A 26495-nucleotide genomic window follows, 5' to 3' on the forward strand; every position below is an offset into this window, starting at 1 on the left:
TTGAGAGTCTCTTATGTTTCCCGAAAGCTTTACCTTTTCTATCGCCGACTGGGTCAACGGTTGGGTCGATTCGCTGGTCACCAACTACGGCGACGTGTTCCGGCACATCTCCGACACCCTGTTGTGGGCCATCGTCAATCTCGAAAGCCTGCTGCGCGCTGCACCCTGGTGGCTGATGCTGGCCATCGTGGCAGGCGTGGCCTGGCACGCGACCCGTAAAGTCGTGACCACGGCGGTGATCGTCGGTCTGTTGTTCCTGGTGGGTGCGGTCGGCCTCTGGGACAAACTGATGCAGACCCTCGCGCTGATGATGGTGGCGACGGTCATTTCGGTGCTGATCGGCGTGCCGTTGGGCATCCTCTCGGCGCGCAGCAATCGCCTGCGTTCGGTGCTGATGCCGTTGCTGGACATCATGCAGACCATGCCGAGCTTCGTGTACCTGATCCCGGTGCTGATGCTGTTTGGCCTGGGCAAGGTCCCGGCGATTTTCGCCACGGTGATCTACGCCGCGCCACCGCTGATCCGCCTGACCGATCTGGGCATTCGCCAGGTCGACGGCGAAGTGATGGAAGCGATCAACGCTTTCGGTGCCAACCGCTGGCAGCAACTGTTCGGCGTGCAACTGCCGCTGGCCCTGCCGAGCATCATGGCCGGGATCAACCAGACCACCATGATGGCCCTGTCGATGGTGGTGATCGCCTCGATGATCGGTGCCCGTGGTTTGGGTGAAGACGTGCTGGTGGGGATTCAAACCCTCAACGTCGGACGTGGCCTCGAAGCCGGTCTGGCGATCGTGATTCTGGCCGTTGTGATCGACCGCATTACTCAGGCGTATGGTCGCGCACGGCATGAGGTGAGCAAATGAACAACGCAACCGTGAGCAAGATCGAAGTCAAGAACGTCTTCAAGATTTTCGGCAACCGTGCCAAGGACGCGCTGGCCATGGTCGGCCAAGGCAAGACCAAGGACCAGGTGCTGGCCGAAACCGGCTGCGTGGTCGGCGTGAACGACCTGTCGCTGAGCATCGGCAGCGGCGAGATCTTCGTGATCATGGGCCTGTCGGGTTCCGGCAAGTCGACCCTGGTGCGCCACTTCAACCGCCTGATCGACCCGACCAGCGGCGCGATCCTGGTGGACGGCGTGGACATCCTGCAATACGACATGGAAGCCCTGCGCGAATTTCGCCGGCGCAAGATCAGCATGGTGTTCCAGAGCTTCGGCCTGTTGCCGCACAAGAGCGTGCTGGACAACGTTGCCTACGGCCTGAAAATCCGTGGCGAAAGCAAAGCCATGTGCGCCGAGCGTGCGCTGCACTGGATCAACACCGTGGGCCTCAAGGGCTACGAAAACAAATACCCGCATCAGCTTTCCGGCGGCATGCGTCAGCGTGTGGGCCTGGCCCGCGCATTGGCGGCAGACACCGACATCATCCTGATGGACGAAGCCTTCAGTGCCCTTGACCCGCTGATCCGCGCGGAGATGCAGGACCAGTTGCTGGAACTGCAAAAGACCCTGCACAAGACCATCGTCTTCATCACCCACGACCTCGACGAGGCCGTGCGCATTGGCAACCGCATCGCGATCCTCAAGGACGGCCGCCTGATCCAGGTCGGCACGCCGAAAGAGATCCTGCATTCGCCGGCGGATGAGTATGTCGACCGCTTTGTGCAGCGTCGGGCGGCGGTGGTTTAAAAGAATTGTGGTGGCTGGACGGGCCCCTTCGCGGGCAAGCCCGCTCCTACAGAGTTGCGCACGCGTTGTAGGAGCTGGCTTGCCAGCGAAAGGGCCGGTAAAGCTGCATCAATATTCAGGTTGTAAGCACGAGGTTAATGATGTCCCAGGCTGAAAAAATCGTTATCGCCGATGCCCCGGTGCGTTGGCAGGATGTGGTGGCCGTAGCTCGTCATGGCGCACAGCTCGAGCTGTCGGCGCAGGTCTGGGCACGGATTGAAAACGCGCAGGCCATCGTCCAGCGCATCGTCACCAGCGGCGAACGTGCCTACGGCATCAACACCGGCCTGGGTGCGTTGTGCAACGTCTCGCTGCAGGACGAACAACTCAGCCAATTGTCGCGCAATACCTTACTCAGCCACGCCTGTGGCGTCGGTGCACCGCTCACCAACGAGCAGACCCGCTCGATCATGTGCGCTGCCATCGTCAACTACAGCCACGGCAAATCCGGCCTGCATCGTCAGGTCGTCGAAGCGCTGCTGGCATTGCTCAACCGGGGCATCACCCCGCAAGTGCCATCCCAGGGTTCCGTGGGCTACCTGACCCATATGGCGCACATCGGCATCGCGCTGCTGGGTGTCGGCAATGTCAGCTATCGCGGCCAGATCGTTTCCGCGCAGCAAGCGCTGGCCGAAGAAGGCCTGCAACCGGTCAAGCTTGGAGCGAAAGATGGTTTGTGCCTGGTCAACGGCACACCGTGCATGACCGGCCTGAGCTGCCTGGCGATTGCCGATGCCACGCGCCTGTTGGAATGGGCCGATGTAATCGGTGCCATGAGCTTCGAAGCCCAGCGCGGGCAGATCGATGCATTCGATGCCGAGATCATCGCGCTCAAGCCGCACCCTGGCATGCAACAGGTCGGGATCAACCTGCGTGCCTTGCTCGAAGGCAGCGAAGTGATTGCCCAGAGCAAAGGCATTCGCACGCAAGATGCCCTGAGCATCCGCTCGATTCCACAGGTGCACGGTGCCGCTCGTGACCAATTGGTACACGCGACCCGGCAGATCGAAACCGAACTCAACGGCGCCACCGACAACCCGCTGGTGCTAGGCACTGCGGACAATTACCGCGTGGTGTCCCAGGCCAACCCCCATGGCCAGTCCGTGGCGATGGCGGCGGACCTGCTGGCGATTGCCATGGCGGAAACCGGCTCCATCGCCGAGCGTCGCCTGGATCGTCTGATCAACCCGCACGTCAGTGGCCTGCCGGCATTTCTGGTGGCCAATCCGGGCGTTAACTCCGGAATGATGATCGTCCAGTACGTCGCCGCTTCGCTGTGTGCGGAAAACCGCCAGTTGGCGCAACCGGCCGTGCTCGACAACTACGTCACCTCGGGCCTGCAGGAAGACCACCTGAGCCTGGGCACCAACGCCGCGCTGAAGCTGCACCGCGCCCTGGAAAACTGCACGCAGATCCTCGCCATTGAGTACCTGCTGGCGGCCCAGGCGTTTGAATTCCTCAAGGAACAACGCTTCGGAGCCGGTACCGATGTTGCCTGGCGTCTGCTGCGCGAGCGGGTTCCGGCGTACGACCAGGACCGTTGGCTGGCACCGGACATCGCTGCCGCTGCCGGCGTTTTGAAAGACCCGATTTTGCTGCACAAGGCTTTACCGAACCTGCACTGATCCCAGTAACACCAGCGTGCCAAGGCGCGTCCCCCCAACAGAGGGACGCGACGGACAACGGACATCTCCGGAGCGTCTGGTGAGTTAATAACTAACTCTCAAAAGGAGCATGAAATGACTGCGCTTAACCTGATTCCTGGCCAACTGAGCCTTGCCCAACTGCGTGATGTTTATCAGCAACCGGTCAAAATCACCCTCGACCACAGCGCCTCGGCGCAGATCGAAGCCAGTGTGGCCTGTGTGGAGCAGATCCTCGCCGAGAACCGCACCGCCTACGGTATCAACACCGGTTTCGGCCTGCTGGCTTCGACCCGCATCGCCAGCGAAGACCTGGAAAACCTGCAGCGCTCGCTGGTGCTGTCCCACGCCGCCGGTGTTGGCGAGCCGATCAGCGACGCGCTGGTACGACTGATCATGGTGCTTAAGGTCAACAGCCTGAGCCGTGGTTTCTCCGGTATTCGCCGCGTGGTGATCGACGCGCTGATCGCCCTGATCAACGCCGAGGTTTACCCGCACATTCCATTGAAAGGTTCGGTCGGTGCATCCGGCGACCTGGCGCCTCTGGCCCACATGTCGTTGGTGTTGCTGGGCGAAGGCAAGGCTCGCTACAAGGGCGAGTGGATGGAATCGACCGAAGCGCTGAAAATCGCCGGCCTGACCCCGTTGACCCTGGCCGCGAAAGAAGGCCTGGCACTGCTCAACGGTACCCAGGTGTCCACCGCTTATGCCCTGCGTGGTCTGTTCGAAGGTGAAGACCTGTTCGCTGGCGCTGTTGCGCTGGGTGCCCTGACCGTTGAAGCGGTGCTGGGCTCGCGCTCGCCGTTCGACGCGCGCATCCACGCTGCCCGTGGCCAGAAAGGCCAGATCGACGCCGCTGCCGCTTACCGCGATCTGCTCGGCGAGCGTAGCGAAGTCTCCGACTCCCATGAAAACTGCGAGAAGGTCCAGGACCCGTACTCCCTGCGCTGCCAGCCGCAAGTCATGGGCGCGTGCCTGACCCAGTTCCGTCAGGCTGCCGAAGTGCTCGCTATCGAAGCCAACGCCGTCTCCGACAACCCACTGGTGTTCGCAGCGGAAGGCGACGTGATTTCCGGCGGTAACTTCCACGCCGAGCCGGTGGCCATGGCCGCTGACAACATGGCGTTGGCCATCGCCGAAATCGGTTCCCTGAGCGAGCGCCGCATCTCGCTGATGATGGACAAGCACATGTCGCAACTGCCGCCGTTCCTGGTGGCCAATGGCGGCGTGAACTCCGGCTTCATGATCGCCCAAGTGACGGCGGCGGCACTGGCCAGCGAAAACAAGGCACTGTCCCATCCGCATTCGGTGGACAGTCTGCCGACGTCCGCGAACCAGGAAGACCACGTTTCCATGGCCCCGGCTGCCGGCAAGCGCCTGTGGGAAATGGCGGAGAACACTCGCGGGGTTCTCGCGGTGGAATGGTTGGCGGCGGTCCAGGGCCTGGACCTGCGCAATGGTCTGAAGACCTCGCCAAAACTGGAAAAGGCGCGGGCGATTCTGCGTAACGAAGTGCCGTTCTATGAGAAGGACCGTTTCTTTGCGCCGGACATCAATGCGGCGTCTGAATTGTTGGCCTCGCGTTGCTTGAACGAGCTGGTGACAGTGAAGTTGCTGCCTAGTCTGTAAGGGCTCCTTCGCGAGCAAGCCCGCTCCCACATGGATCGCGTTGAACCTGTAGGAGCTGGCTTGCCAGCGATTCGATTTTGCGTCGAATAACAATAATTAAGGACGAGCAATGCAACAGTCAGCAAAGGGTTTGAAACGCGGGCTCTCTGCCCGACATATTCGCTTCATGGCACTGGGGTCGGCGATCGGCACCGGGCTGTTTTACGGTTCTGCCTCGGCTATTCAAATGGCCGGGCCTGCGGTACTGCTCGCCTACCTGATCGGTGGCGCGGCAGTGTTCATGGTTATGCGCGCCCTCGGCGAGATGGCGGTGCACAACCCGGTGGCTGGTTCTTTTGGCCAGTACGCCAGCACCTATCTGGGGCCGATGGCCGGTTTCATCCTCGGGTGGACCTACGCGTTCGAGATGGTCATCGTCGGTATGGCCGACGTCACCGCGTTCGGCATTTATATGGGTTTCTGGTTTCCGGAAGTCTCCCGCTGGATCTGGGTGCTGGGCATCGTTTCGGTGGTCGGCGGCTTGAACCTGTGCAACGTCAAAGTCTTCGGCGAAATGGAGTTCTGGCTGTCGCTGCTCAAGGTCGCGGCCATTGTCGCAATGATCCTGGGTGGTTTCGGCATCATGCTGTTCGGCATCAGTACGGCCCCCGGCCAAGCGACTGACATTAGCAACCTCTGGACCCAGGGCGGCTTCATGCCCAACGGCGTGGGCGGCCTGATCGCTTCGTTCGCGGTGGTGATGTTTGCGTTCGGCGGCATTGAAATCATCGGCGTAACGGCCGGTGAAGCCAAAGACCCGCAGCACGTGCTGCCCCGGGCGATCAATGCCGTACCGTTGCGTATCCTGCTGTTCTACGTGCTGACGATGCTCGTGCTGATGTCGATCTTTCCATGGCAGCAGATCGGCAGCCAAGGCAGTCCGTTTGTGCAGATTTTCGACAACCTGGGGATCAGTTCGGCGGCGACCATCCTTAATATCGTGGTGATCTCGGCGGCAGTATCGGCGATCAACAGCGATATCTTCGGCGCTGGCCGCATGATGTATGGCCTGGCACAGCAAGGGCACGCACCCAAGGGTTTTGCCCGTTTGTCGCGCAATGGTGTGCCATGGTTGACGGTGGTGGTAATGAGCTGCGCACTGCTGCTGGGTGTGCTGCTGAACTACCTGATCCCGGAAAACGTATTTCTGTTGATCGCGTCCATCGCTACTTTTGCGACGGTGTGGGTCTGGTTGATGATTTTGTTCACCCAGGTGGCCATGCGTCGATCCATGAGCGCAGAGCAGGTCGCACAGTTGAAGTTCCCGGTGCCGTTCTGGCCCTACGCGCCAATGGCGGCGATTGCCTTCATGCTGTTCGTCTTCGGCGTGCTGGGCTATTTCCCGGACACCCAGGCGGCTCTGATCGTCGGCGTGGTCTGGATTGTATTGCTGGTGCTGGCCTACCTGATGTGGGTAAAACCTGCGGCAGGGCAGGCAGCACGAGTAGAGCAGGAACCTGCTTTTTCTCATCGATAACCTAACGGAGGCCAAGGATGAAAACGCTCTGGCAACACTGTCACGTCGCAACCATGGCGCAAGGCGTCTACTCGATCATCGAGGATGCGGCCATCGTGACGTCCGGTGCGCACATTGAGTGGGTCGGCCCGCGTAGCGAACTGCCGTCCGGCGAATACCAGGCCGTCAATGATCTCAACGGGGCCTGGGTTACCCCGGGCCTGATCGACTGCCACACCCACACGGTGTTCGGTGGTAACCGCAGTGGCGAATTCGAACAGCGCCTGCAAGGCGTCAGCTATTCGGAAATTGCCGCGGCCGGTGGCGGCATTGCCAGCACGGTGCGTGCCACTCGTGCGGCCAGTGAAGACGAGCTGTTTGCCAGCGCCGCCAAGCGCTTGAAGAGCCTGATGCGCGATGGCGTGACCACGGTCGAGATGAAATCCGGTTACGGTCTGGACCTGGCCAGCGAACGCAAGATTCTGCGGGTCATCCGTCGCCTCGGCGCCGAATTGCCGATCAGTGTACGCAGCACGTGTCTGGCCGCTCACGCTTTGCCACCGGAATACGCGGATCGCGCCGATGACTACATCGAACACATCTGCGCCGAAATGCTTCCGGCCCTGGCTGCCGAAGGGTTGGTGGATGCGGTGGATGCTTTTTGCGAGTACCTGGCGTTTTCCCCTGCGCAGGTCGAGCGGCTGTTCATCACCGCACAAGAACTCGGCTTGCCGGTGAAGCTGCATGCCGAGCAATTGTCGTCGCTGCACGGTTCGAGCCTGGCGGCGCGTTACCACGCATTGTCGGCCGATCACCTGGAATTCATGACCGAAGACGACGCCATCGCCATGGCCAAGTCCGGCACCGTTGCGGTGTTGCTGCCCGGCGCTTTCTATTTCCTGCGGGAAACCCAGTTGCCGCCGATGGATGCGCTGCGCAAACACGGCGTAAAGATTGCCATCGCCAGCGACCTCAACCCAGGCACCTCGCCTGCGTTGTCGTTGCGCCTGATGCTGAACATGGCTTGCACCTGTTTCCGCATGACCCCGGAAGAAGCCCTGGCCGGCGCGACCATTCATGCCGCCACCGCGTTGGGTATGGCCGAGACTCACGGTTCGCTGGAGGCAGGCAAGTTTGCGGACTTCGTCGCCTGGCAAATCGATCGTCCGGCCGACCTGTCATATTGGCTGGGCGGCGACCTGGAAAAACGCGTCGTGCGTCACGGCGTCGAAACAAGCGTTTAGGAGAACAGTTGTGGACAAGGTTCTGAACTTCAAGCAAGGCCGCGTACCGCTGCTGATCAGCATGCCTCACGCCGGTGTGCGTCTGACACCTGCGGTCGAGGCCGGATTGATCCCACAGGCGAAAAGCCTGCCGGACACCGACTGGCACATCCCGCAGCTGTACGACTTCGCTGCCGAACTGGGTGCCAGCACCCTGGCCGCCGAGTATTCGCGATTCGTCATCGACCTGAACCGGCCATCCGACGACAAACCGTTGTACGTCGGTGCGACCACTGGCTTGTACCCGGCCACGCTGTTCGACGGCGTGCCGTTGTTCCGCGAAGGGATGGAGCCTTCGAAAGAGGAGCGCGCCACCTACCTGGAGCAAATCTGGACGCCGTACCACAGCACCTTGCAGCAGGAACTGGCGCGGTTGAAAGCCGAGTTCGGCTACGCACTATTGTTCGATGCGCACTCGATTCGCTCGCTGATTCCGCACCTGTTCGACGGCAAACTGCCGGACTTCAACCTCGGTACCTTCAACGGCGCCAGTTGCGATCCACAGTTGGCCAGTCAGCTGGAAGCCATCTGCGCGCGACACGACAATTACACCCACGTGCTGAACGGACGCTTCAAGGGCGGCCACATCACCCGCCACTACGGCAACCCGGCCGAGAACATCCACGCCGTACAACTGGAGCTGGGACAGTGCACGTACATGGAAGAGTTCGAGCCGTTCCGTTATCGCCCGGACCTGGCGGAGCCGACGCGTGTGGTGCTCAAGGAGTTGTTGCAAGGGCTGCTGGCTTGGGGCGAGAAACACTACAAGCGCTAATCCCTGACGCATAACCTTGTGGGAGCGGGCTTGCTCGCGAAGGCGGTGGATCAGCCACATTGATGTCGTCTGACACCCCATCTTCGCGAGCAAGCCCGCTCCCACAGGGTATGTGTTCGACTTGATACGGATCATGAGTCGCCACCGTGCAAAACACGGTCGCCACAGGTCGCTTTCATCGCTCGTCTGCTGCGTAATGTTCTGGCCACGGTGCACAAAGACACCACCCCGACAATAATCCGCTGCCGCACGAGAATGCTCTCTATGACAAGCCCCAAAGGTCTGTTCACCCGCTGTCTCTCAATCTTCTGCGGCACCGCTCTGCTGAGCGCCGGCGCCATGGCGGCGGACGACGCCTCCTGCAAAACCGTGCGCATGGGCGTGGTCAACTGGACCGACGTGATCGCCACCAGCGGCATGGCCGATGTGCTGCTCAACGGTCTCGGCTACGAAAGCAAGCAAACCAGCGCCGTGCAGCAAATCATCTTCGCCGGCATCCGCGACAAGCGCCTGGACATCTTCCTGGGTTACTGGAAACCGGCGATGGATAAAAACATCGCACCGTTCGTGGCGGCCAATCAGGTGAAGGTCATGGACAAACCGAGCCTGGCCGATGCCCAGGCCACCCTCGCGGTCCCTGATTATGTGGCAGCAGCCGGCCTGAAAACCTTCGCGGACATCGCCCGATTCAAGGAGCAGCTAGGCGGCAAGATCTACGGCATCGAGCCGGGCAGCGGCGCCAACACCACCATCAAGACCATGATCGAGACCAATCACTTTGGCCTGAAGGACTTCAAACTGATCGAGTCCGGCGAGGCCGGGATGCTGGCGGCCGTGCAGCGGGCGGTGAATCGCAAGGAGTTCGTGGTGTTCGTCGGCTGGACCCCGCACCCGATGAACATCAACATGAAGATCGCCTATCTGACTGGCAGTGAAGATGTCTACGGGCCGAATGAAGGTGCTGCGACCGTCTCCAGCGTGACTGCCCCGGATTACGCCGAGCGCTGCCCGAACGTCAATCGGCTGCTGGAAAACCTGACCTTCACCGCCGCCCAGGAAAGCCAATTGATGGTGCCGATCATGGAGCGTCAAACCGCTCAGGATGTCGCGAAGAAATGGCTGCGTGATCATCCCGAAGACTTGCAGCGCTGGCTGGCGGGTGTCAGCAGTTTTGATGGCAAGGATGGCGTGGCAACAGTTCAGGCCAGCCTGAAGAACTGACATCAAACCTGTAGGAGCGAGCTTGCTTGCGAAGGCGGATTGACAGTCGACATAGAGGTTGAATGTGCTGGCCTCTTCGCGAGCAAGCCCGCTCCCACAGGAACCTGGTCTTCCCATGCACCTCTGAAAAGGCTGACACCAGGCTCATGGCTCCTTACCCGCTTTCCGAGCAAATGACGGCATTCGTCGAGAAAACCGTCAGTTTCAACAGCACCGACAGCAGCATTACCGGGTTGCGCCAGGCCTACAGTGAGATGTGCCGGGCGTTTACCCCGGCGCGCCCGGCCGGGTTGTATGTGGTCGATTTCGAGTTGGCCGGCGTTGCTATTCGTTCCTATCAACCGCCGGCCAGTGGTGCGTCCTGCATCGTTTATCTGCATGGCGGCGGCTGGGTGGTGGGGGACCTGGATTCCCACGATTTCATCTGCGCCGAACTGGCCTCGACCCTCGGTGTGTTGGTGATAGCCGTTGATTACCGCCGGGCACCGGAGCATCCGTTTCCCGCCGCGTTCGATGATTGCCTGAAGGTCTGGCGAGCACTGCGCAACGGGCCGTTTCAACTCGACCCTGCGCGTACGCTGGTGGCCGGCGACAGTGCCGGTGGCAACCTCGCGGCGGCGTTGTGCCTGGCGCTGCGCGATGCCGGCGAGCCGCTGCCGTGCGCACAGGTTCTGATCTATCCGGGGTTGGGCGGCGATCATCGGCTGCCGTCGCGCAGTGAGTGCATCGACGCGCCGTTGCTCAGCAGCAGTGACGTTGATTGCTATCACGCGCTTTACCTGCGCGGCACCCGCCAACCGAATGCCTACGCCATGCCATTGCTGGCCCGGGATTTCAGCGGACTGCCACCGGCATTGATCGCCGTGGCGCAATTCGACCCGTTGCGTGATGACGGCGTGCTGTATGCCGAGCGACTGAATGCGGCAGGCGTGGCTGCCACACTTTATGTCGGCGAGGGCTTGGTCCATGGCTGTTTGCGGGCACGCGGGCAGGCGGCCGAGGTCGATGCACTGTACGAAACCTTGTTCGGATACCTGGCGGCAAAACTCTGACTCCGCACGGGCATGCTCATTGACGTAAATCGGGTTTATGATGCCGGACGGCAGAATAATAGAAGTCCCCCCAGGGATGACCTCGACCCCTTACGGAGTGCGCAATGCAGACTTTGTACCCACAGATCAAACCCTACGCCCGGCACGATCTGGCCGTCGATGCAACCCACACCCTGTACGTCGACGAAAGCGGTTCACCGGAAGGTTTGCCGGTGGTGTTTATCCACGGCGGCCCCGGTGCCGGATGTGATGCCCAGAGTCGTTGCTTCTTCGATCCCAACCTCTATCGCATTGTCACTTTCGATCAGCGCGGTTGCGGTCGCTCCACCCCCCACGCCAGCCTGGAAAACAACACCACCTGGGATCTGGTCGCCGACCTTGAGCGGATTCGCCAGCACCTGGGCATCGACAAATGGGTCCTGTTTGGCGGCTCCTGGGGCTCGACCCTCGCGCTGGCCTATGCCCAAACCCATCCTGAGCGGGTACACGGCCTGATCCTGCGCGGGATCTTTCTTTGCCGTCCGCAGGAAATCGAATGGTTCTACCAGGCCGGCGCCAGCCGTCTGTTCCCCGATTACTGGCAGGACTACATCGCGCCGATCCCGCTGGACGAGCGCGGCGATTTGCTCACCGCGTTCCACAAGCGTCTCGTCGGCAACGACCAGATTGCCCAGATGCACGCGGCCAAGGCCTGGTCCACCTGGGAGGGCCGCACCGCGACCCTGCGTCCTAACCCGCTGGTCGTCGATCGCTTCTCCGAGCCACAACGTGCATTGTCGATTGCCCGCATCGAATGCCATTACTTCAGCAACCACGCCTTCATGGAGCCAAACCAGCTGATCCGCAACATGGGCAAGATCGCCCATTTGCCCGGCGTGATCATCCATGGCCGCTATGACGTGATCTGCCCGCTGGATAACGCCTGGGAACTGCATCAAGCCTGGCCGAACAGTGAACTGCAGGTCATCCGCGATGCCGGCCATGCCGCTTCCGAACCGGGAATCACCGACGCGCTGGTACGCGCCGCCGATCAGATGGCCCGGCGTCTGCTCGACCTGCCGCCTGAAGAAGCATGAAGGGCCTGCTGCAACGGGTGCGTGGCGCGCGGGTGGAGGTCGGGGGCGAAGTCGTGGGTGCCGTCGATCAGGGATTGCTGGTCCTGGTGGCCGTCGAGCCCGACGACACGCGGGCCAGCGCCGACAAACTTCTAAATAAGCTGCTTAACTATCGGGTGTTCAGTGACGCTGAGGGCAAGATGAATCTGTCCTTGGCGGATGTGGGCGGCGGGCTGCTGCTGGTCTCTCAGTTCACCCTGGCTGCCGATACCAAAAGCGGGCTGCGTCCGAGTTTCTCGACCGCGGCCCCTCCGGCGCTGGGCGAGGAACTATTCGACTATCTATTAAGCAAAGCGAAACAGGTGCATGGCACTGTGGCATCAGGTAGATTCGGCGCGGATATGCAGGTGCATCTGGTCAATGATGGCCCGGTAACCTTCCTGTTACAGACGTGAAAGCGCTTGAAACAAGTTTTTAAGCTCATATCGACTGAAAACAGGGCGTTTTCGCGATAAATACTTTGTTACCCCTGATGCGTTGTAACGCGGCCTACTAGATAATCGCGCGCTACGGGGATCAGCGTTCGTTGGTCCATTTTGACTTAGGTAGAGACTTGTCCGGATCCGATTGGGGAATCATTTCGCCCCAGCGGAGTCGGAACAATGCTCGCCAACTTGGCAAGAGTGGTTTGCAAGGGCGGTTTTTTCATACCGCACACCGTGCAGACCCTTTAACTGGCCGTTGGTTTTTTGATCTGTTTTCGGCGAGGGTTGCTCGTGATTGTTAGTCCCTGTAACGCACCAAAATTGTCTGCCAAACGGTTACGCAGCGCCCTGGTAGCGGGCTCTGCATTGCTCTGCCTGCTCAGCGCCGGCCAGCTTTGGGCATTCAGTCTGGATGATGTATCGGCCAAGGCAAAAGAGCTGGCCGCGCAGAAATACGAAGCGCCGCGCAGTAACCTGCCGAACGAGTTCCGCGACATGAAATTCGCGGACTATCAGAAAATTCGTTTTCTGACGGAAAAAGCCGAATGGGCCGATCAGAAGACGCCGTTCAAGCTGTCCTTCTATCACCAGGGCATGCATTTCGATACGCCGGTGAAAATCAACGAAATCACGGCGAACACCGTCGAAGAGATCAAATACGACCCGAGTCGTTTCGACTTCGGCGACATGAAATTCGATCCCAAGGCCACTGAACAACTGGGCTATGCCGGTTTCCGTGTGCTGTACCCGATCAACAAGGCCGACAAGCAAGACGAAATCATGACCATGCTCGGCGCGAGCTACTTCCGCGTCGTCGGCAAAGGGCACATCTATGGTTTGTCCGCTCGCGGCATGGCCATCGATACCGCGTTGCCGTCCGGCGAGGAATTCCCGCGTTTCCGCGAGTTCTGGATTCAACAGCCCAAGCCAGGCGACAAGCACCTGGTGATCTTCGCCCTGCTGGACTCTCCTCGTGCCACCGGCGCCTATCGCCTGATTCTGCGTCCGGGCAGCGACACCATCGTCGACGTCAAGGCGCAGATGTTCCTGCGCGACAAAGTTGGCAAACTGGGTATCGCCCCGTTGACCAGCATGTACCTGTTCGGCGCCAACCAGCCGTCGAAAGTGCTGAACTATCGTCGCGAGCTGCACGACTCCAGCGGCCTGGCGATCCATGCCGGCAACGGCGAGTGGATCTGGCGTCCGCTGAACAACCCGAAACACCTGGCCGTGAGTAACTTCAGCGTGGAAAACCCGCGTGGGTTCGGTTTGCTGCAACGTGGTCGCGACTTCAGCCACTATGAAGACCTCGACGATCGCTACGACAAGCGCCCAAGTGCCTGGATCGAACCGAAAGGCGAGTGGGGCAAGGGCACCGTCGATCTGGTCGAAATTCCGACCGCCGACGAAACCAACGACAATATCGTGGCGTTCTGGAACCCGGAAAAATTGCCGGAACCTGGTCAGCCGCTCGATGTCGCTTATCGTATGCACTGGACCATGGACGAATCGGCGATTCACGCGCCGGACAGCGCCTGGGTCAAACAGACCCTGCGTTCCACCGGTGACGTCAAACAGTCCAACCTGATTCGTCAGCCGGACGGCAGCGTTGCCTACCTGGTGGACTTCGAAGGCCCGTCCCTGGCGGCATTGCCGCCCGAAGCGGAGGTTCGCAGCCAGGTCAGCGTCGGCGACAACGCCGAGCTGGTGGAAAACAGCGTGCGCTACAACCCTGAAACCAAGGGCTGGCGCCTGACCCTGCGGATGAAGATCAAGGATCCGGGCAAGGCCACCGAGATGCGTGCCGCGCTGGTGCAGAACATCGTGCCGGCGGATCTGGCCAAGACGTCGATTCCGTCGTCGAACTCGTCGGTTGCCAAGGCCGACAAGGTTGCCGCCAAGCAACAAGAGAAAGAGGACAAGGAAGCCAAGCAAGCGGAGGCCAAGCAGGCTGACGCGAAGCCTGTTGCAGATGCCAAGGACAAGGCCAATAAAGACGCCAAGCAGCCTGCCGCTGCCGACGCGGCCCCAGCCACACCGGAATCGGCCCCGACTGAAGAAGTCCTGACCGAGACCTGGAGCTATCAGTTGCCTGCCGATGAGTAACTCTCAAGTACGGCCAGAATCTCTTTCCGAGTATCTGGCGCATCTGCCAATGACCGACGAGCAGCGCGCGGAACTCGCGGGCTGCCAGTCTTTCAGCGAATTGCATGAACGCCTGTCGTCATCGACGTTCGATGCCCCGACCGAAGCCGCCCAGGCTTCGGTTGGCAAACGCCTGACCCTGAGCACCGCCGAAGAGCTGCAGGACGCGGAAATGCTGGCGCTCGACGCCAACGGCCGGGTCTGCCTCAAGGCGACTCCGCCGATCCGTCGGACCAAGGTTGTGCCAGAGCCGTGGCGCACCAACATTCTGGTGCGCGGCTGGCGTCGGATGACCGGTCGCACCAACCCGCCGAAGCCGCCGAAGGACGAACGGGTGTTGCCGGCTGCCCGCTGGCGTACCGTCGGTTCGATCCGTCGCTACATTCTGTTGCTGCTGATGCTCGGCCAGACCATCGTCGCCGGCTGGTACATGAAAGGCATCATGCCGTACCAGGGCTGGTCGTTCGTCGACCTCAACGAAGTGCTGCACCAACCGCTGCTGCAAACCGCCACGCAAGTGCTGCCGTATGCGTTGCAGACCAGCATCCTGATTCTGTTCGGGATTCTGTTCTGCTGGGTATCGGCCGGTTTCTGGACGGCGCTGATGGGCTTCCTTGAGTTGCTCACCGGTCACGACAAGTACCGTATTTCCGGTGCCAGCGCCGGTAATGAACCGATTCCGAAAGATGCGCGCACCGCCCTGGTGATGCCGATCTGCAACGAAGACGTGCCTCGGGTGTTCGCCGGCCTGCGGGCGACCTTCGAGTCGGTCGCGGCCACGGGTGACCTGGACCGCTTCGACTTCTTCGTCCTCAGCGACAGTAACGACGCTGATATCTGCGTCGCCGAGCAACAGGCCTGGCTGGATGTCTGCCGCGAAGCCGGGGGTTTCGGCAAGATTTTCTATCGCCGCCGCCGTCGTCGCGTAAAACGTAAAAGCGGCAACCTCGACGACTTCTGCCGTCGTTGGGGCGGTGACTACAAGTACATGGTCGTACTCGACGCCGACTCCGTGATGAGCGGCGAGTGCCTGACCAGTCTGGTGCGCCTGATGGAAGCCACGCCGGACGCCGGGATCATCCAGACCGCGCCGCGTGCGTCGGGCATGGACACCCTGTATGCGCGCATGCAGCAGTTCGCCACTCGCGTGTATGGCCCGCTGTTTACCGCCGGCCTGCACTTCTGGCAACTGGGCGAGTCGCACTACTGGGGCCACAACGCGATCATCCGCATGAAGCCGTTCATCGATCACTGCGCCCTGGCGCCGTTGCCCGGTAAAGGTGCGTTCTCCGGTGCGATCCTGTCCCACGACTTCGTCGAAGCCGCGCTGATGCGCCGTGCTGGCTGGGGCGTGTGGATTGCCTACGACTTGCCGGGCAGCTATGAAGAACTGCCGCCAAACCTGCTGGACGAACTCAAGCGTGACCGTCGCTGGTGCCACGGCAACCTGATGAACTTCCGCCTGTTCCTGGTCAAGGGCATGCACCCGGTGCACCGTGCGGTGTTCCTGACCGGCGTGATGTCCTACCTGTCGGCGCCGTTGTGGTTCTTCTTCCTTGTGCTGTCGACCGCGCTGCTGGCGGTCAACACGCTGATGGAGCCGCAGTACTTCCTGGAACCGCGCCAGCTCTATCCGCTGTGGCCGCAATGGCACCCGGACAAGGCGATTGCGCTGTTCTCGACCACCATCGTGCTGCTGTTCCTGCCGAAGCTGTTGAGCATCATCCTGATCTGGGCCAAGGGAGCGAAAGAGTTCGGTGGCAAGTTCAAGGTGACCCTGTCGATGCTGCTGGAGATGCTGTTCTCCATGCTGCTGGCGCCGGTGCGGATGATTTTCCACACCCGTTTCGTCCTCGCCGCGTTCCTCGGCTGGGCCGCGACCTGGAACTCGCCGCAACGTGACGACGACTCCACGCCGTGGAGCGAAGCGGTCAAGCGCCACGGTCCGCAGACCTTGCTGGGCTTCTTCTGGGCCATGCTGGTGATCTGGCTGAACCCGAGTTTCCTGTGGTGGCTGGTGCCGATTGTCGGTTCGTTGATGCTGTCGATCCCGGTATCGGTGATCTCCAGCCGTGTCGGCCTGGGCCTCAAGTCCCGTGACGAGAGCCTGTTCCTGATCCCTGAGGAATACAATCCGCCGCAGGCATTGCTGGCCACCGACCAGTACACCCACGAAAATCGCTGGCATGCGCTGAACGACGGTTTCGTCCGTTCGGTGGTCGATCCACAGCAGAACGCCCTGGCGTGCTCGCTGGCGACCTCGCGTCACCGTGAGGCCGAGCCGATTGAATGGCTGCGGGTCGAGCGGGTACGCCACGCAATGAAAGTCGGTCCTGAAGGGCTGACCAACAATGAGCGAGTGCAACTGCTCAGTGATCCGGTGGCCCTGGCCCGCCTGCATGATCAGGTCTGGAACGAAGGTCATGCCGAGTGGCTGGGCGCGTGGCGCAAGTCGGTCAAGGCCGACCCCCATGCACCGCAACTGCCGCTCAAGCCATTGAGCGTCCAGCCTCAGTTGGCCTGAAAAAAATGTAGGAGCGAGCTTGCTCGCGATGGACTCAAGAGCGCCGCGTTTAGTCAGTAAGCACGCGTTTTCGTTAACGACCATCGCGAGCAAGCTCGCTCCTACACAAACCCCGCTACCCAGCGGGGTTTTTTTTGCCTGATCGTTCCCAAACCCTTGTGCAAACGGGCGAGTAGTTTAGGATCCGTCCCCGAATTGGTGTGCCCGGATAATTTTTGTCCGTATTGGTGCGTTTCCTCCCGGGGAGCCGCCATTTTTGCGCGCCTCACAACGCAATGGTTTTGGGGACTTGATGATGAAGAAGTATCTGTCGATGCTGCTGGTCGGCGTCACGGCACTGGTTGCAGTCAACGCGGCGCAGGCCGGTGCCATCGATGACGCGGTCAAGCGCGGCACGTTGAAAGTCGGCATGGACCCGACCTACATGCCGTTTGAAATGACCAACAAGCGTGGCGAAATCATCGGTTTCGAAGTCGACATTCTCAAAGCCATGTCCAAGGCCATGGGCGTCAAGCTGGAGCTGGTGTCCACCGGCTACGACGGCATCATCCCGGCTCTGATGACCGACAAGTTCGACATGATCGGCAGCGGCATGACCCTGACCCAGGAGCGTAACCTGCGCCTGAACTTCAGCGAACCGTTCATCGTGGTTGGTCAGACGCTGCTGATCCGCAAGGAGCTGGAAGGCACTATCCAGTCCTACAAAGACCTGAACACTGCCGACTACCGCATCACCTCCAAACTCGGCACCACCGGTGAAATGGTCGCCAGGAAACTGATCGCCAAAGCCAAGTACCACGGCTACGACAACGAACAGGAAGCGGTGCTCGACGTGGTCAACGGCAAGGCTGACGCCTTCATCTACGACGCGCCGTACAACGTCGTGGCGGTGAACAAGGTCGGCAACGGCAAACTGGTGTTCCTCGACAAGCCGTTCACCTACGAACCGCTGGCCTTCGGTTTGAAGAAGGGTGATTACGACAGCATCAACTTCATCAACAACTTCCTGCACCAGATCCACGAAGACGGCACCTACGATCGCATCCATGACAAGTGGTTCAAGAGCAGCGAATGGCTCAAGGACATGGAATAAGGCCCGGTCAGATAGACCGAGTTGTCCCATTCGCGAGCAAGCCCGCTCCCACACTGGATTTGTGGTCGACACAGATCAAATGTGGGAGCGGGCTTGCTCGCGAAGACGGCCTCACCGGCGATAAAAATTTCGGAATCTGCAAACCCAATGAAACAGAAAAAAGCCCAATGGCCCTGGCACGTCCTGACCGTGCTGGTGCTCATCGGCCTGGCCGGCGCGTTGTATTACGCCACCTCGCTGATGTCCTATGAATGGCGCTGGAACCGCGTTCCGCAATACTTCGCCTACCACGCCGAAGAGTCCCAGCGCGCCGCCGACATCTCCACCGTCAGCGAACTGGTACGCAAGGGTGACAAGGCTGAAGTGACCCTGCGCAACGACGCCGGCACCGAGCAGCACCTGATCGTCGATGACAATAGCCTGCAAGTCGCCCAAGGCGATGATGTGGCCGAGGGCGATGTGGTTGGCGTGACCCGTCATTGGGCCGCCGGACCGCTGATGTGGGGTCTCTGGACCACCTTATGGTTGTCCGTGGTGTCCGGCGTTCTCGGGCTGCTGATCGGCATGGTCACCGGCCTGTGCCGACTGTCGAACAACCCGACCCTGCGCGACCTCTCGACCATTTATGTCGAGCTGGTGCGCGGCACGCCGCTACTGGTGCAGATCTTCATTTTCTACTTTTTCATCGGCACGGTGATGAACCTGTCCCGGGAATTCGCCGGGATCGCCGCGCTGTCGCTGTTCACTGGCGCCTATGTGGCGGAAATCATCCGCTCCGGCGTGCAGTCCATCGCCCGTGGCCAGAACGAAGCCGCACGGTCGCTGGGTTTGAGTGCCGGTCAGTCGATGCGTCATGTGGTGCTGCCGCAAGCCTTCAAGCGTGTGTTGCCGCCGCTGGCCGGGCAGTTCATCAGCCTGGTGAAAGACACCTCGCTGGTATCGGTCATCGCAATTACCGAGCTGCTGAAAAGCGGTCGTGAAGTCATCACTACCTCGTTTTCGCCATTCGAAATCCTGTTCTGCGTCGCGGGGCTGTATTTGTTGATCAACCTGCCGCTGTCGAAAATCGCCGGCCGGCTTGAGCGGAGGCTCGCACAAAGTGATTGAAGTCCGCGATCTGGTAAAAGTCTTCGACACCCGCGGCCAGGTGGTGCGCGCGGTGGATAACGTCAGCACAACGGTCGCCAAGGGCGAAGTGCTGGTGGTGATCGGTCCTTCCGGCTCCGGCAAATCGACTTTCCTGCGCTGCCTCAATGGCCTGGAAACCTTCGATTCCGGTTCGGTGAGCATTGACGGCCTGCAACTGGCCGACCCGAAAACCGATGTGAACGCCTATCGCCGCGAAGTCGGCATGGTGTTCCAGCATTTCAACCTGTTCCCGCACATGACCGTGCTGGAAAACCTCTGCCTGGCGCAGAAAGTCGTGCGCAAACGCGGCAAGAAAGAGCGCGAAGCCAAAGCCATGGCGCTGCTGGAAAAGGTCGGGATTGCGCAGAAAGCCCACGAATTCCCATCACGCCTGTCCGGCGGCCAACAACAGCGCGTGGCGATTGCCCGGGCGCTGGCGATGGAGCCGAAGGTCATGCTGTTCGATGAACCGACCTCGGCTCTCGACCCGGAAATGGTCGGCGAAGTGTTGGACGTGATGAAGAACCTGGCCGTGGAAGGCATGACGATGGTCTGCGTCACCCACGAAATGGGCTTCGCCCGGGAAGTGGCGGACCGGGTGCTGTTCTTCGATCACGGCAAGTTGCTGGAAGATGCTGCGCCAGCGGAGTTCTTCGATGCACCGAAGGATCCGCGAGCGCAGGCGTTTTTGCGGCAGGTTTTGTAAAAAGTCAGTCACCGCGACACCCTTTGTAGCAGCTGCCGAGCCCGCGAGGCTGCGTTCGGCTGCGTTCGGCTGCGAAGCAGTCGTAAAATCAGTCATTGCGGTACGTCAGGCAGGCCACGTCAGCTGGGTTCACGGCTGCTATGCAGCCGAACGCAGCCTCGCGGGCTCGGCAGCTGCTACAGATCGCATTACCGCTTAACCGACTGGCATTAGCCACCGCGGCTGTTAACACATTTGTGTGTTCAGGCGCGGTGGCCGCCTCTCGGCGTACTGCCTTTTACTTCGTGGTGAACTCTGAAACTAAAGGCGCTGAATCTCCGGCCGCGCTACGGGCCGTAATCCTCACTCCGTAACGAGTTTTTGCAGGCAGGCGTTCCCTCATGGTTGGTGCTGTCGGATTGTAGTTGAATTCTCTTCCGTCAGGGTTGATCAGAGTGACTCGATAGCCGGTTACAGGCTCAACAGGCTCAACAGGCTCACTTGGCGCATCCCATTCAAGAATTGTCTGATCCGCTGGCTGGGTATAGCGGAAATTGTGTGGAGTGTTCGACGGATCTCCTTGTATGTCTACGCTTATCGAAGCAGGTTCAGAAGCATTACCGGAATAGTCCAGCGCTCGCACCTCAAAAGAATATCTGCCGGGCATCAACCCTGTGACGATGTAATTCAACTCAGGCGTGCTATCGAAGTACACCTGATCATTGTAGATAGCGTATTCACAGACCCCAATGTCATCCGTTGATGCGTCCCAGCTCAGCGTGACCGAGTCTGAGGTTGAGGCTGTCGTGCGCAAATTCTCTGGGGTGCTAGGTGGTGTCGTGTCTTTGAGTTCATGGGTGAGGACTGTTGGTTCCGATAGCTGCCCGAATACGTCGAAGACCGACACACTGATGTTGTACTCGACACTGGGTAGCAGGTTGAGCATCGTCACGCCTGGCAGCAACAGCACATCTCGCCATTGTTCATCATTGAGCAGGATCCGCACGCCAGAACCTCCATCAAGAGAACCCCATTCCAATGCGAGTGAATTGGCTGTTTCAGCAGTGATGCTTACGTTTGGCTTGGCGGGAGGGAGAGCAGGAGGCTGTCCCGTGGTTTTGAATACCGTGCTTTTGCTAGGGGCAGAGAGGTTCCCGTCCTTGTCCAGCGCACGGACGAATACATAGTGATAGGCGCCGGGAGTGAGCTTTGTAAATGTATAGCGAGGGTTTGGCGTGTTGAACAGAAGAAACCCATTCAGGACGACCCGATATCCGGTTACACCGACGTTATCGCTGGAAGGCTCCCAAGTCAGGGTTACCGATGTATCGCTGATGTCACTAGCGATGGGGGCACCCGGTTGAGCGGGTGGAACATCATCGGCCAAGGTTTTATCCAGCAGGCTTTCTTTGGAGCTGGCGCCATCCAGTAGCGCGCGAACCTTGAACGTGAAGCGGTGTGGCGCAGGCCCAGGTGACAGATCGGACAATTTGAAGCTGTATCCCCAACGCCCCGGCCCCGTGGTGAATACCTTGCCGTTGATTGTTACCTCGTGGGAAGGGAATTTGCTGAAAACAGGGTCCCAGGCCAAGCGGCAGCGGCCATTCAGATGGCTGAACCTCAGGTTGGCGGGAGGAGCGAGCAAGGTTTTGAACGCGGTGATAGCAGGCTCGGATACGCCACCGGGATTAACGGCGCGGACTTCTACGCGATAGTCGAAATGACTTCTCAGGTGGCTTAAGGTCAAGCGCGGTTCGTTGGTTCGAGCGACAAGGAAGCCATTCAGAGAAATATTGTACCGAACCTCCAATCCGCTTGAGGCCGCCCAATTGAGTTCCGCTGACGCATGGGTGATTTGGCTGACCTGAGGGATACCCGGTTTACTTGGGGGTAAGTACTTCGTCACGAAAGATGCAGACGATGGCTCAGAAAAATTCCCGGCAGCGTCTTTGGCGCGAACCCTGACGTTATAGGACGTGCCTTCTTTCAAGGCAGTGAAAGTATGCGCGTTGTTCTGGACGATTAAAGGCGCGTTGCTATCCAGCTTAACTTCATAAGCGGTGACGCCAATATTATCGGTTGATGGTGTCCAGGAAAGGGTTGCTGACGTACCTGTGTCTTGGGTAATGACGGGAGTGCCGGGCTTGCTGGGTGGTTCAATATCGATGGCTTCAAGGGTGAGCGATACAATAGTTGAACAAGCATCGACATCATTTAATGCCCATACCTCGATCAAGAACGTTTCGTCCATTGGCAATTCATCGAAAGTGTAAGTGTCAGTGGATTTGGAAACCAGTACCGGACACTCTTCGTTAACAGAAATTGCATAGTTTTTTACGTTGGCGTCAGGTGAAGGTGTCCAAGAGATGGAAGTAGAGCTTTTTGTGCGAGACGTGACTTTTAAATTGATGATTTCTTCTGGCGGTGTTGCGTCAAACACAAAGTCAAAAATAATCCAATTGCTCACTGGATAAAGCCTCGCAAAAACTGTTATGCATTGGTGGTTTACCCTCTCGTTGGGGCTGAGCAGGATGTTGAATATTGGTCCTTCAGCCGATTCAGGGTAGTAAATTTCGCTGGTTCTCCCACTATCCGACTTAGTACGGCTTTGATATTCAATGTCTACGGCTGGAAATGTATCATTTACATCAGTCTCCCATACGATGTTGACACTATATTTTCTAGTAGACTCGTCATATCCGGTGATGGAATATTTTGGATTAATTACTCTTGGGCGTGGATAAAGTGTTTTTTCAGCAAACTCGGAATAAAGCCCGTTAATGTCTTTGGCACGAACTTTTATCTGATATTGCTCATTGTTTATGAGGTCGTTGTTTGTATTTACCCTTGCTCCACGCTCCTGAGTGTAGGGCACAAATGCGAAAAAAACACCGTTTATATATACATCATAACCTTCCACCCCTGCCGTGTCTGTGGAGTCGTCCCAAATAATAAGTGCGCTGATTCCATTGGACAACGGTATGGGAAAAAGTCCTCCAGGGATGGTAGGAGGTATTTCGTCCTGGATAAGTCGGAAGTTCTCGGAAAAATCTGACTGATTATTCATGTTGTCGATTGCTTTGATTTTAAATGTGTAATTTTTTAGCGCGAAATTTTTATGCTCATATGGGATTCTGTTTGTTGTCGCGAAATGCTCGCCGTCGCTATGGAGTTCATATTGTCGAACGCCAAGATTGTCGTTTGACGGGGTCCAATTGAACACTAGCGTATTTTGAAATTTTCCACCGGTTGTATCTTCATCTTTTGCTGTTACAACAAGATTAGTTGGCGCGGATGGCTTTGTTTTGTCTACGGATCTCAGTCTGTTCAGCGTGATGCAGCGATCTACTACGCTGGTTCTAGCGTTATTACCTTCAATGAAATCCACCATGAGGATTTTAACATTCTGGAATCCTGGCTTAAAAACCTCTGTTCTTACAGGGCTTGTAGCCACCAAATCTTTTGGAAATGTTTGTTCTGTGACAGCGGCTGAAAGTACCCAGTAATTATCCTGTGGAGGTGATTTCATTGCGTTAGTGACGAGCGATGTGATGCCACTTTCGGAGGCGTCATTCGAGTTCCACTCGTGCCGGAGAGGAGTCCAAATCTGCTCTCTGCGCACTGTTCCGCCTGGCCATTTGTCTGGCTTGTCATCATTGGGGACTGGGTAGTCATGGGCAAGGCACAGAATTACATTGCAGCCTGGATGTTGTTGACGTATTTCTCCAATGCTCAAGTCTCTCGCTGAAGGTGGTATTAGACGATCTTTAATAGGGCTGAATATACGCAGGCATCGTTCCAGGCTGTTATGCGCATGATTGCGTCCTCGATCATAATGATGAAAATCAATAAATATAATTTCACCGGGATTTGATCTTGAAAAGTTATTGACTGCTTCAACCAAGTGATTCAGATGCCGACCTACGGCGACACCGCCATGCGCGAACTCAAAAATTTCTACGAATTTGTACCGTGGAGCGTTGCTTCCGCCGACATCTTTTTTATAGCTGGCATCAACAAGGCGTAAATCCAGATATCGCGCTCCCGCGGCTAATTGCTCGGGGAAGCTTTTGTACTGGCAAGCCGCCCATCTCATGCCGACATGAAATCTCCCATCTCTATCAACTCCAGAGTTATGTGCGCCAGGAATAGCCAGCTGATGCAGCTTCATATGCGCAATGTCCGCTGCCATATCGGTCATCCAGCGGCTGTAGTTGGTGTTGGGTGCGATGTCGTCAGGCGAAACACTTTCCGAGTTGTCAGAAGTGTCGATTGAATCGTTGCTCATGATGGTGCTCCTAAAAAAGCAGGAGCTACAGCGTGCGCTGATTCTGAAAGCGGTATAACTAGCAGAACTGTTAGTTGAACGGGTCGATTGTTCTACTAATTGTTTAAGGTTAGGTCATTAAATTGGGTGAGTTGGATGGTTCGGTTCCAGGCACCTCTGGAGATGGACCGGCGCGTGGCTCGCCGGCTATCCCTTTCCATCTGCAAATCTTTTGTGCTCACTTCAAACCTTGAACCGCCCCACCAGCATCTGCAGATGCGTCCCCAGCCGCGCCAGTTCAACGCTGGAGGCCGCGGTCTCCTCACTCGCCGCCGAGGTCTGATCCGACACGTCCCGCACATTCAGCACGCTGCGGTTGATCTCTTCGGCCACCGCGCTTTGTTGCTCGGCGGCAGCGGCGATCTGCTGGTTCATCGCCTGAATTGCCGAGACGGTGCGAGTGATGCTTTCCAGTGAGCCACCGGCGCGACGGGTCAGTTCGACGCTGCTGTCGGTCAGGCTGCGGCTGTTGTCCATGATGGTCGCCACCTGCTGCGTGCCGTTTTGCAGGCCGAGGATCAACTCTTCAATCTCTTCGGTGGATTTCTGTGTGCGCTGGGCCAGGCTGCGGACTTCGTCTGCGACCACGGCAAAACCACGTCCGGCTTCACCGGCCCGGGCGGCTTCAATCGCGGCGTTGAGTGCCAACAGATTGGTTTGCTGGGCCACGGACTTGATCACGTCGAGCACGCTGCCGATCTTGTCGCTTTCGCGCTTGAGCTCGCCCATGGCCTCTGTGGAGTGACCGACTTCCGCGGCCAGGCGTTCGATCTGGGCGATGGCTTCACCCACCACTTTGTCGCCTTCGCGGGCCTGCTGGTCGGCGGCGACGGCGGCTTCGGAGGCTTCTTCGGCGTTGCGCGCGACTTCTTGCACGGTGGCGGCCATTTCGTTCATCGCAGTCGCGACCTGATCGGTCTCGACCTTCTGGCTGTTGACCCCGGCGCTGGTCTGCTCGGTGACTGCCGACAGCTCTTCGGCCGCGCTGGCGATCTGCGTGACGCCATCGCTGATGCCGCCGATCAGTTCGCGCAAGCCCTGGGTCATGCTCTGCATGGCACGCTGCAACTGGCCGAGTTCGTCACGGCGCTGGGACGTCAGGTTGTGGGTCAGGTCGCCACTGGCTACGCGTTCGGCGACGGCCAGGGTCTGGTTCAATGGAACGATGATCTGCCGGGTGATGGCCCAGGCGGCCAGCAGGCCGAAGACGATGGCCAGAACTGTGGCGAGGGCCAGCATGTTCTTGGCATGGGCGGCGTCGGTGTCGCGCACGACGGTTTGCGAGACGGTGAGTTTCTGGCTCATGTCCAACAGGATCTCGCCTTGGGCGGACATGCGCACCAAGGCCTTGGCGCTGGCCACCTGGGAGTCGCGGAACTGGCTGACAGCGGCGCGGTAGGCCTTCAGCGAATCAGTCGCCTGTTGCAGGTTGGCGATGTGTTCTCCGGGCAGTTTGGCCGGCAGGCTCTCGAGGTTCTTCAGGGCGTTGTCGATCGCGTCGAGGGCTGGCTGCTCGGCTTCGCTCTTGCCGCTGTAGGTGTAGCCGCGAACCTGAAAACGCGCCTGCTGAATCAGTTTGCTCAGGTCGATCACGCTGTTGAATGCCGCCACGCTGTCGCCTTGCAGCATGGATTTTTCCACTTCGGCGACGCGGGCCACGGCGTTGTCGGCGGTGGCGCCGAGTTTGCTGCGGGCGTCTTCACGCTGGGCGCCGGCCTGGGTCATGTCGCTGAAGGCACGACGGTATTCGGCGACAGCGGCCAGTTGTTGATCGACCATGGCCGTATCAGCCGGTTGCTCGATCAGGCCGCGGGCGGTCTGCAGGCCGCTTTCGAGTTTGCCCAACAGATCGTTGACGGCGCCGGGACCCTGTTCGCCGCGACGCATTTCGTAATCCAGGCGGGCGATGCGCAGGTCCTTGGTCAGGTCGTTGAGGCTGGCGATGAACCCCAGTTTATCGCCACGGCTGGTCACGCCGCTCAGGCCGCTCCAGCCGGTGAAGGTGATCAGCAGGGTCAGTAACAGCACCAGGCCGAAGCCGATCCCCAGCTTGCGTTTGACGCTGACGTTTCCCAGATTCTCGGCTAGCCATTGATACATGCTGAAACTCCCCGGACCACAATTTGGTTTTATGGGGTGTTTATCGGCAGATGGATGGGGTTCTGTAGGGGCGGATAGTCGGCTTGCGGTCATCACATGTAGCAGCTGGCGAAGCCTGCGTTCG

At 59.0% G+C, this 26495-nt stretch carries 18 protein-coding genes and 1 pseudogene; 16 read left to right on the forward strand and 3 right to left on the reverse strand.

Going from position 1 to position 26495, the window contains the following annotated elements; all coding sequences use genetic code 11:
• Nucleotides 1-13 precede the first annotated feature (13 nt).
• From AC07XF_RS05610 to AC07XF_RS05685, 16 genes are all read left to right on the forward strand, one after another.
• Complete coding sequence (locus tag AC07XF_RS05610; protein ID WP_007989253.1) at nt 14-865, forward strand: ABC transporter permease; 852 nt, start codon at nt 14-16, stop codon at nt 863-865.
• A complete protein-coding gene (locus tag AC07XF_RS05615) occupies nt 862-1692 on the forward strand; it encodes a quaternary amine ABC transporter ATP-binding protein (protein ID WP_007989255.1) in 831 nt (276 codons plus the stop codon). Before AC07XF_RS05610 ends, AC07XF_RS05615 begins: the two co-directional genes overlap by 4 nt.
• Before the next feature lie 140 nt (nt 1693-1832).
• The gene (locus tag AC07XF_RS05620) at nt 1833-3356 is read left to right on the forward strand and encodes an HAL/PAL/TAL family ammonia-lyase (RefSeq protein ID WP_495025716.1); all 1524 of its coding nucleotides are present in this window, start codon (nt 1833-1835) and stop codon (nt 3354-3356) included.
• Between the two features lie 114 nt (nt 3357-3470).
• Nucleotides 3471-5003 (forward strand): histidine ammonia-lyase, encoded by a 1533-nt coding sequence (hutH, locus tag AC07XF_RS05625; protein WP_495025717.1) that lies wholly within the window; start codon nt 3471-3473, stop codon nt 5001-5003.
• A gap of 109 nt (nt 5004-5112) precedes the next feature.
• Entirely contained in the window at nt 5113-6519 is a 1407-nt protein-coding gene (locus AC07XF_RS05630) for an amino acid permease (protein ID WP_495025718.1), read from the forward strand.
• 17 nt (nt 6520-6536) lie between these two features.
• Nucleotides 6537-7742, forward strand: coding sequence for an imidazolonepropionase (hutI, locus tag AC07XF_RS05635; protein WP_495025719.1), 1206 nt, complete (start codon nt 6537-6539; stop codon nt 7740-7742).
• 10 nt (nt 7743-7752) lie between these two features.
• Nucleotides 7753-8556: an N-formylglutamate deformylase gene (gene hutG, locus AC07XF_RS05640; RefSeq protein ID WP_495025720.1), complete on the forward strand. Its 804-nt coding sequence runs from the start codon at nt 7753-7755 to the stop codon at nt 8554-8556.
• Between the two features lie 264 nt (nt 8557-8820).
• A complete protein-coding gene (locus tag AC07XF_RS05645; RefSeq protein WP_495025721.1) occupies nt 8821-9777 on the forward strand; it encodes a choline ABC transporter substrate-binding protein in 957 nt (318 codons plus the stop codon).
• Between the two features lie 146 nt (nt 9778-9923).
• Nucleotides 9924-10829 (forward strand): alpha/beta hydrolase, encoded by a 906-nt coding sequence (locus AC07XF_RS05650; protein WP_495025722.1) that lies wholly within the window; start codon nt 9924-9926, stop codon nt 10827-10829.
• 104 nt (nt 10830-10933) lie between these two features.
• The gene (pip, locus tag AC07XF_RS05655; protein WP_007989268.1) at nt 10934-11905 is read left to right on the forward strand and encodes a prolyl aminopeptidase; all 972 of its coding nucleotides are present in this window, start codon (nt 10934-10936) and stop codon (nt 11903-11905) included.
• A complete protein-coding gene (gene dtd, locus AC07XF_RS05660; protein WP_495025723.1) occupies nt 11902-12339 on the forward strand; it encodes a D-aminoacyl-tRNA deacylase in 438 nt (145 codons plus the stop codon). The genes pip and dtd overlap by 4 nt, the downstream gene beginning before the upstream one ends.
• Nucleotides 12340-12660: 321 nt before the next feature.
• Nucleotides 12661-14475 (forward strand): glucan biosynthesis protein G, encoded by a 1815-nt coding sequence (locus AC07XF_RS05665; protein ID WP_495025724.1) that lies wholly within the window; start codon nt 12661-12663, stop codon nt 14473-14475.
• On the forward strand, nt 14468-17038 hold the full coding sequence (gene mdoH / locus AC07XF_RS05670; RefSeq protein WP_495025725.1) for a glucans biosynthesis glucosyltransferase MdoH: 2571 nt from the start codon (nt 14468-14470) through the stop codon (nt 17036-17038). Before AC07XF_RS05665 ends, mdoH begins: the two co-directional genes overlap by 8 nt.
• Before the next feature lie 295 nt (nt 17039-17333).
• Nucleotides 17334-18131, forward strand: coding sequence for a transporter substrate-binding domain-containing protein (locus AC07XF_RS05675; RefSeq protein WP_495025726.1), 798 nt, complete (start codon nt 17334-17336; stop codon nt 18129-18131).
• Nucleotides 18132-18278: 147 nt separating this feature from the next.
• Nucleotides 18279-19238 carry an amino acid ABC transporter permease gene (locus AC07XF_RS05680; RefSeq protein WP_495025727.1) on the forward strand — a complete coding sequence of 320 codons (960 nt, stop codon included), beginning with the start codon at nt 18279-18281 and terminating at the stop codon, nt 19236-19238.
• Entirely contained in the window at nt 19231-19965 is a 735-nt protein-coding gene (locus tag AC07XF_RS05685) for an amino acid ABC transporter ATP-binding protein (RefSeq protein ID WP_495025728.1), read from the forward strand. Before AC07XF_RS05680 ends, AC07XF_RS05685 begins: the two co-directional genes overlap by 8 nt.
• Before the next feature lie 277 nt (nt 19966-20242).
• Here AC07XF_RS05685 and AC07XF_RS05690 read toward each other — a convergent pair whose 3' ends face one another.
• The 3 genes and pseudogenes from AC07XF_RS05690 to AC07XF_RS05700 form a co-directional block, all read right to left on the reverse strand.
• Nucleotides 20243-24232 carry a fibronectin type III domain-containing protein gene (locus AC07XF_RS05690; RefSeq protein ID WP_495025729.1) on the reverse strand — a complete coding sequence of 1330 codons (3990 nt, stop codon included), beginning with the start codon at nt 24230-24232 and terminating at the stop codon, nt 20243-20245.
• Between the two features lie 222 nt (nt 24233-24454).
• The gene (locus tag AC07XF_RS05695) at nt 24455-25327 is read right to left on the reverse strand and encodes a methyl-accepting chemotaxis protein (protein WP_495025748.1); all 873 of its coding nucleotides are present in this window, start codon (nt 25325-25327) and stop codon (nt 24455-24457) included.
• A pseudogene (locus tag AC07XF_RS05700) lies at nt 25310-26464 on the reverse strand (methyl-accepting chemotaxis protein); the annotation flags it as partial. The pseudogene AC07XF_RS05700 and the gene AC07XF_RS05695, both read right to left, overlap by 18 nt.
• Between the last annotated feature and the right edge of the window lie 31 nt (nt 26465-26495).

Source organism: Pseudomonas sp. GW821-FHT01C01 (genome assembly GCF_059422645.1).

Coding starts and splice junctions, on each gene's coding strand:
- AC07XF_RS05610 (WP_007989253.1), top strand. CDS start 14: ATGTTTCCCGAAAGCTTTACCTTTTCTATCGCCGACTGGGTCAACGGT.
- AC07XF_RS05615 (WP_007989255.1), top strand. CDS start 862: ATGAACAACGCAACCGTGAGCAAGATCGAAGTCAAGAACGTCTTCAAG.
- AC07XF_RS05620 (WP_495025716.1), top strand. CDS start 1,833: ATGTCCCAGGCTGAAAAAATCGTTATCGCCGATGCCCCGGTGCGTTGG.
- hutH (WP_495025717.1), top strand. CDS start 3,471: ATGACTGCGCTTAACCTGATTCCTGGCCAACTGAGCCTTGCCCAACTG.
- AC07XF_RS05630 (WP_495025718.1), top strand. CDS start 5,113: ATGCAACAGTCAGCAAAGGGTTTGAAACGCGGGCTCTCTGCCCGACAT.
- hutI (WP_495025719.1), top strand. CDS start 6,537: ATGAAAACGCTCTGGCAACACTGTCACGTCGCAACCATGGCGCAAGGC.
- AC07XF_RS05645 (WP_495025721.1), top strand. CDS start 8,821: ATGACAAGCCCCAAAGGTCTGTTCACCCGCTGTCTCTCAATCTTCTGC.
- AC07XF_RS05650 (WP_495025722.1), top strand. CDS start 9,924: ATGGCTCCTTACCCGCTTTCCGAGCAAATGACGGCATTCGTCGAGAAA.
- pip (WP_007989268.1), top strand. CDS start 10,934: ATGCAGACTTTGTACCCACAGATCAAACCCTACGCCCGGCACGATCTG.
- dtd (WP_495025723.1), top strand. CDS start 11,902: ATGAAGGGCCTGCTGCAACGGGTGCGTGGCGCGCGGGTGGAGGTCGGG.
- mdoH (WP_495025725.1), top strand. CDS start 14,468: ATGAGTAACTCTCAAGTACGGCCAGAATCTCTTTCCGAGTATCTGGCG.
- AC07XF_RS05675 (WP_495025726.1), top strand. CDS start 17,334: ATGAAGAAGTATCTGTCGATGCTGCTGGTCGGCGTCACGGCACTGGTT.
- AC07XF_RS05680 (WP_495025727.1), top strand. CDS start 18,279: ATGAAACAGAAAAAAGCCCAATGGCCCTGGCACGTCCTGACCGTGCTG.
- AC07XF_RS05690 (WP_495025729.1), bottom strand. CDS start 24,232: ATGAGCAACGATTCAATCGACACTTCTGACAACTCGGAAAGTGTTTCG.
- AC07XF_RS05695 (WP_495025748.1), bottom strand. CDS start 25,327: ATGCAGAGCATGACCCAGGGCTTGCGCGAACTGATCGGCGGCATCAGC.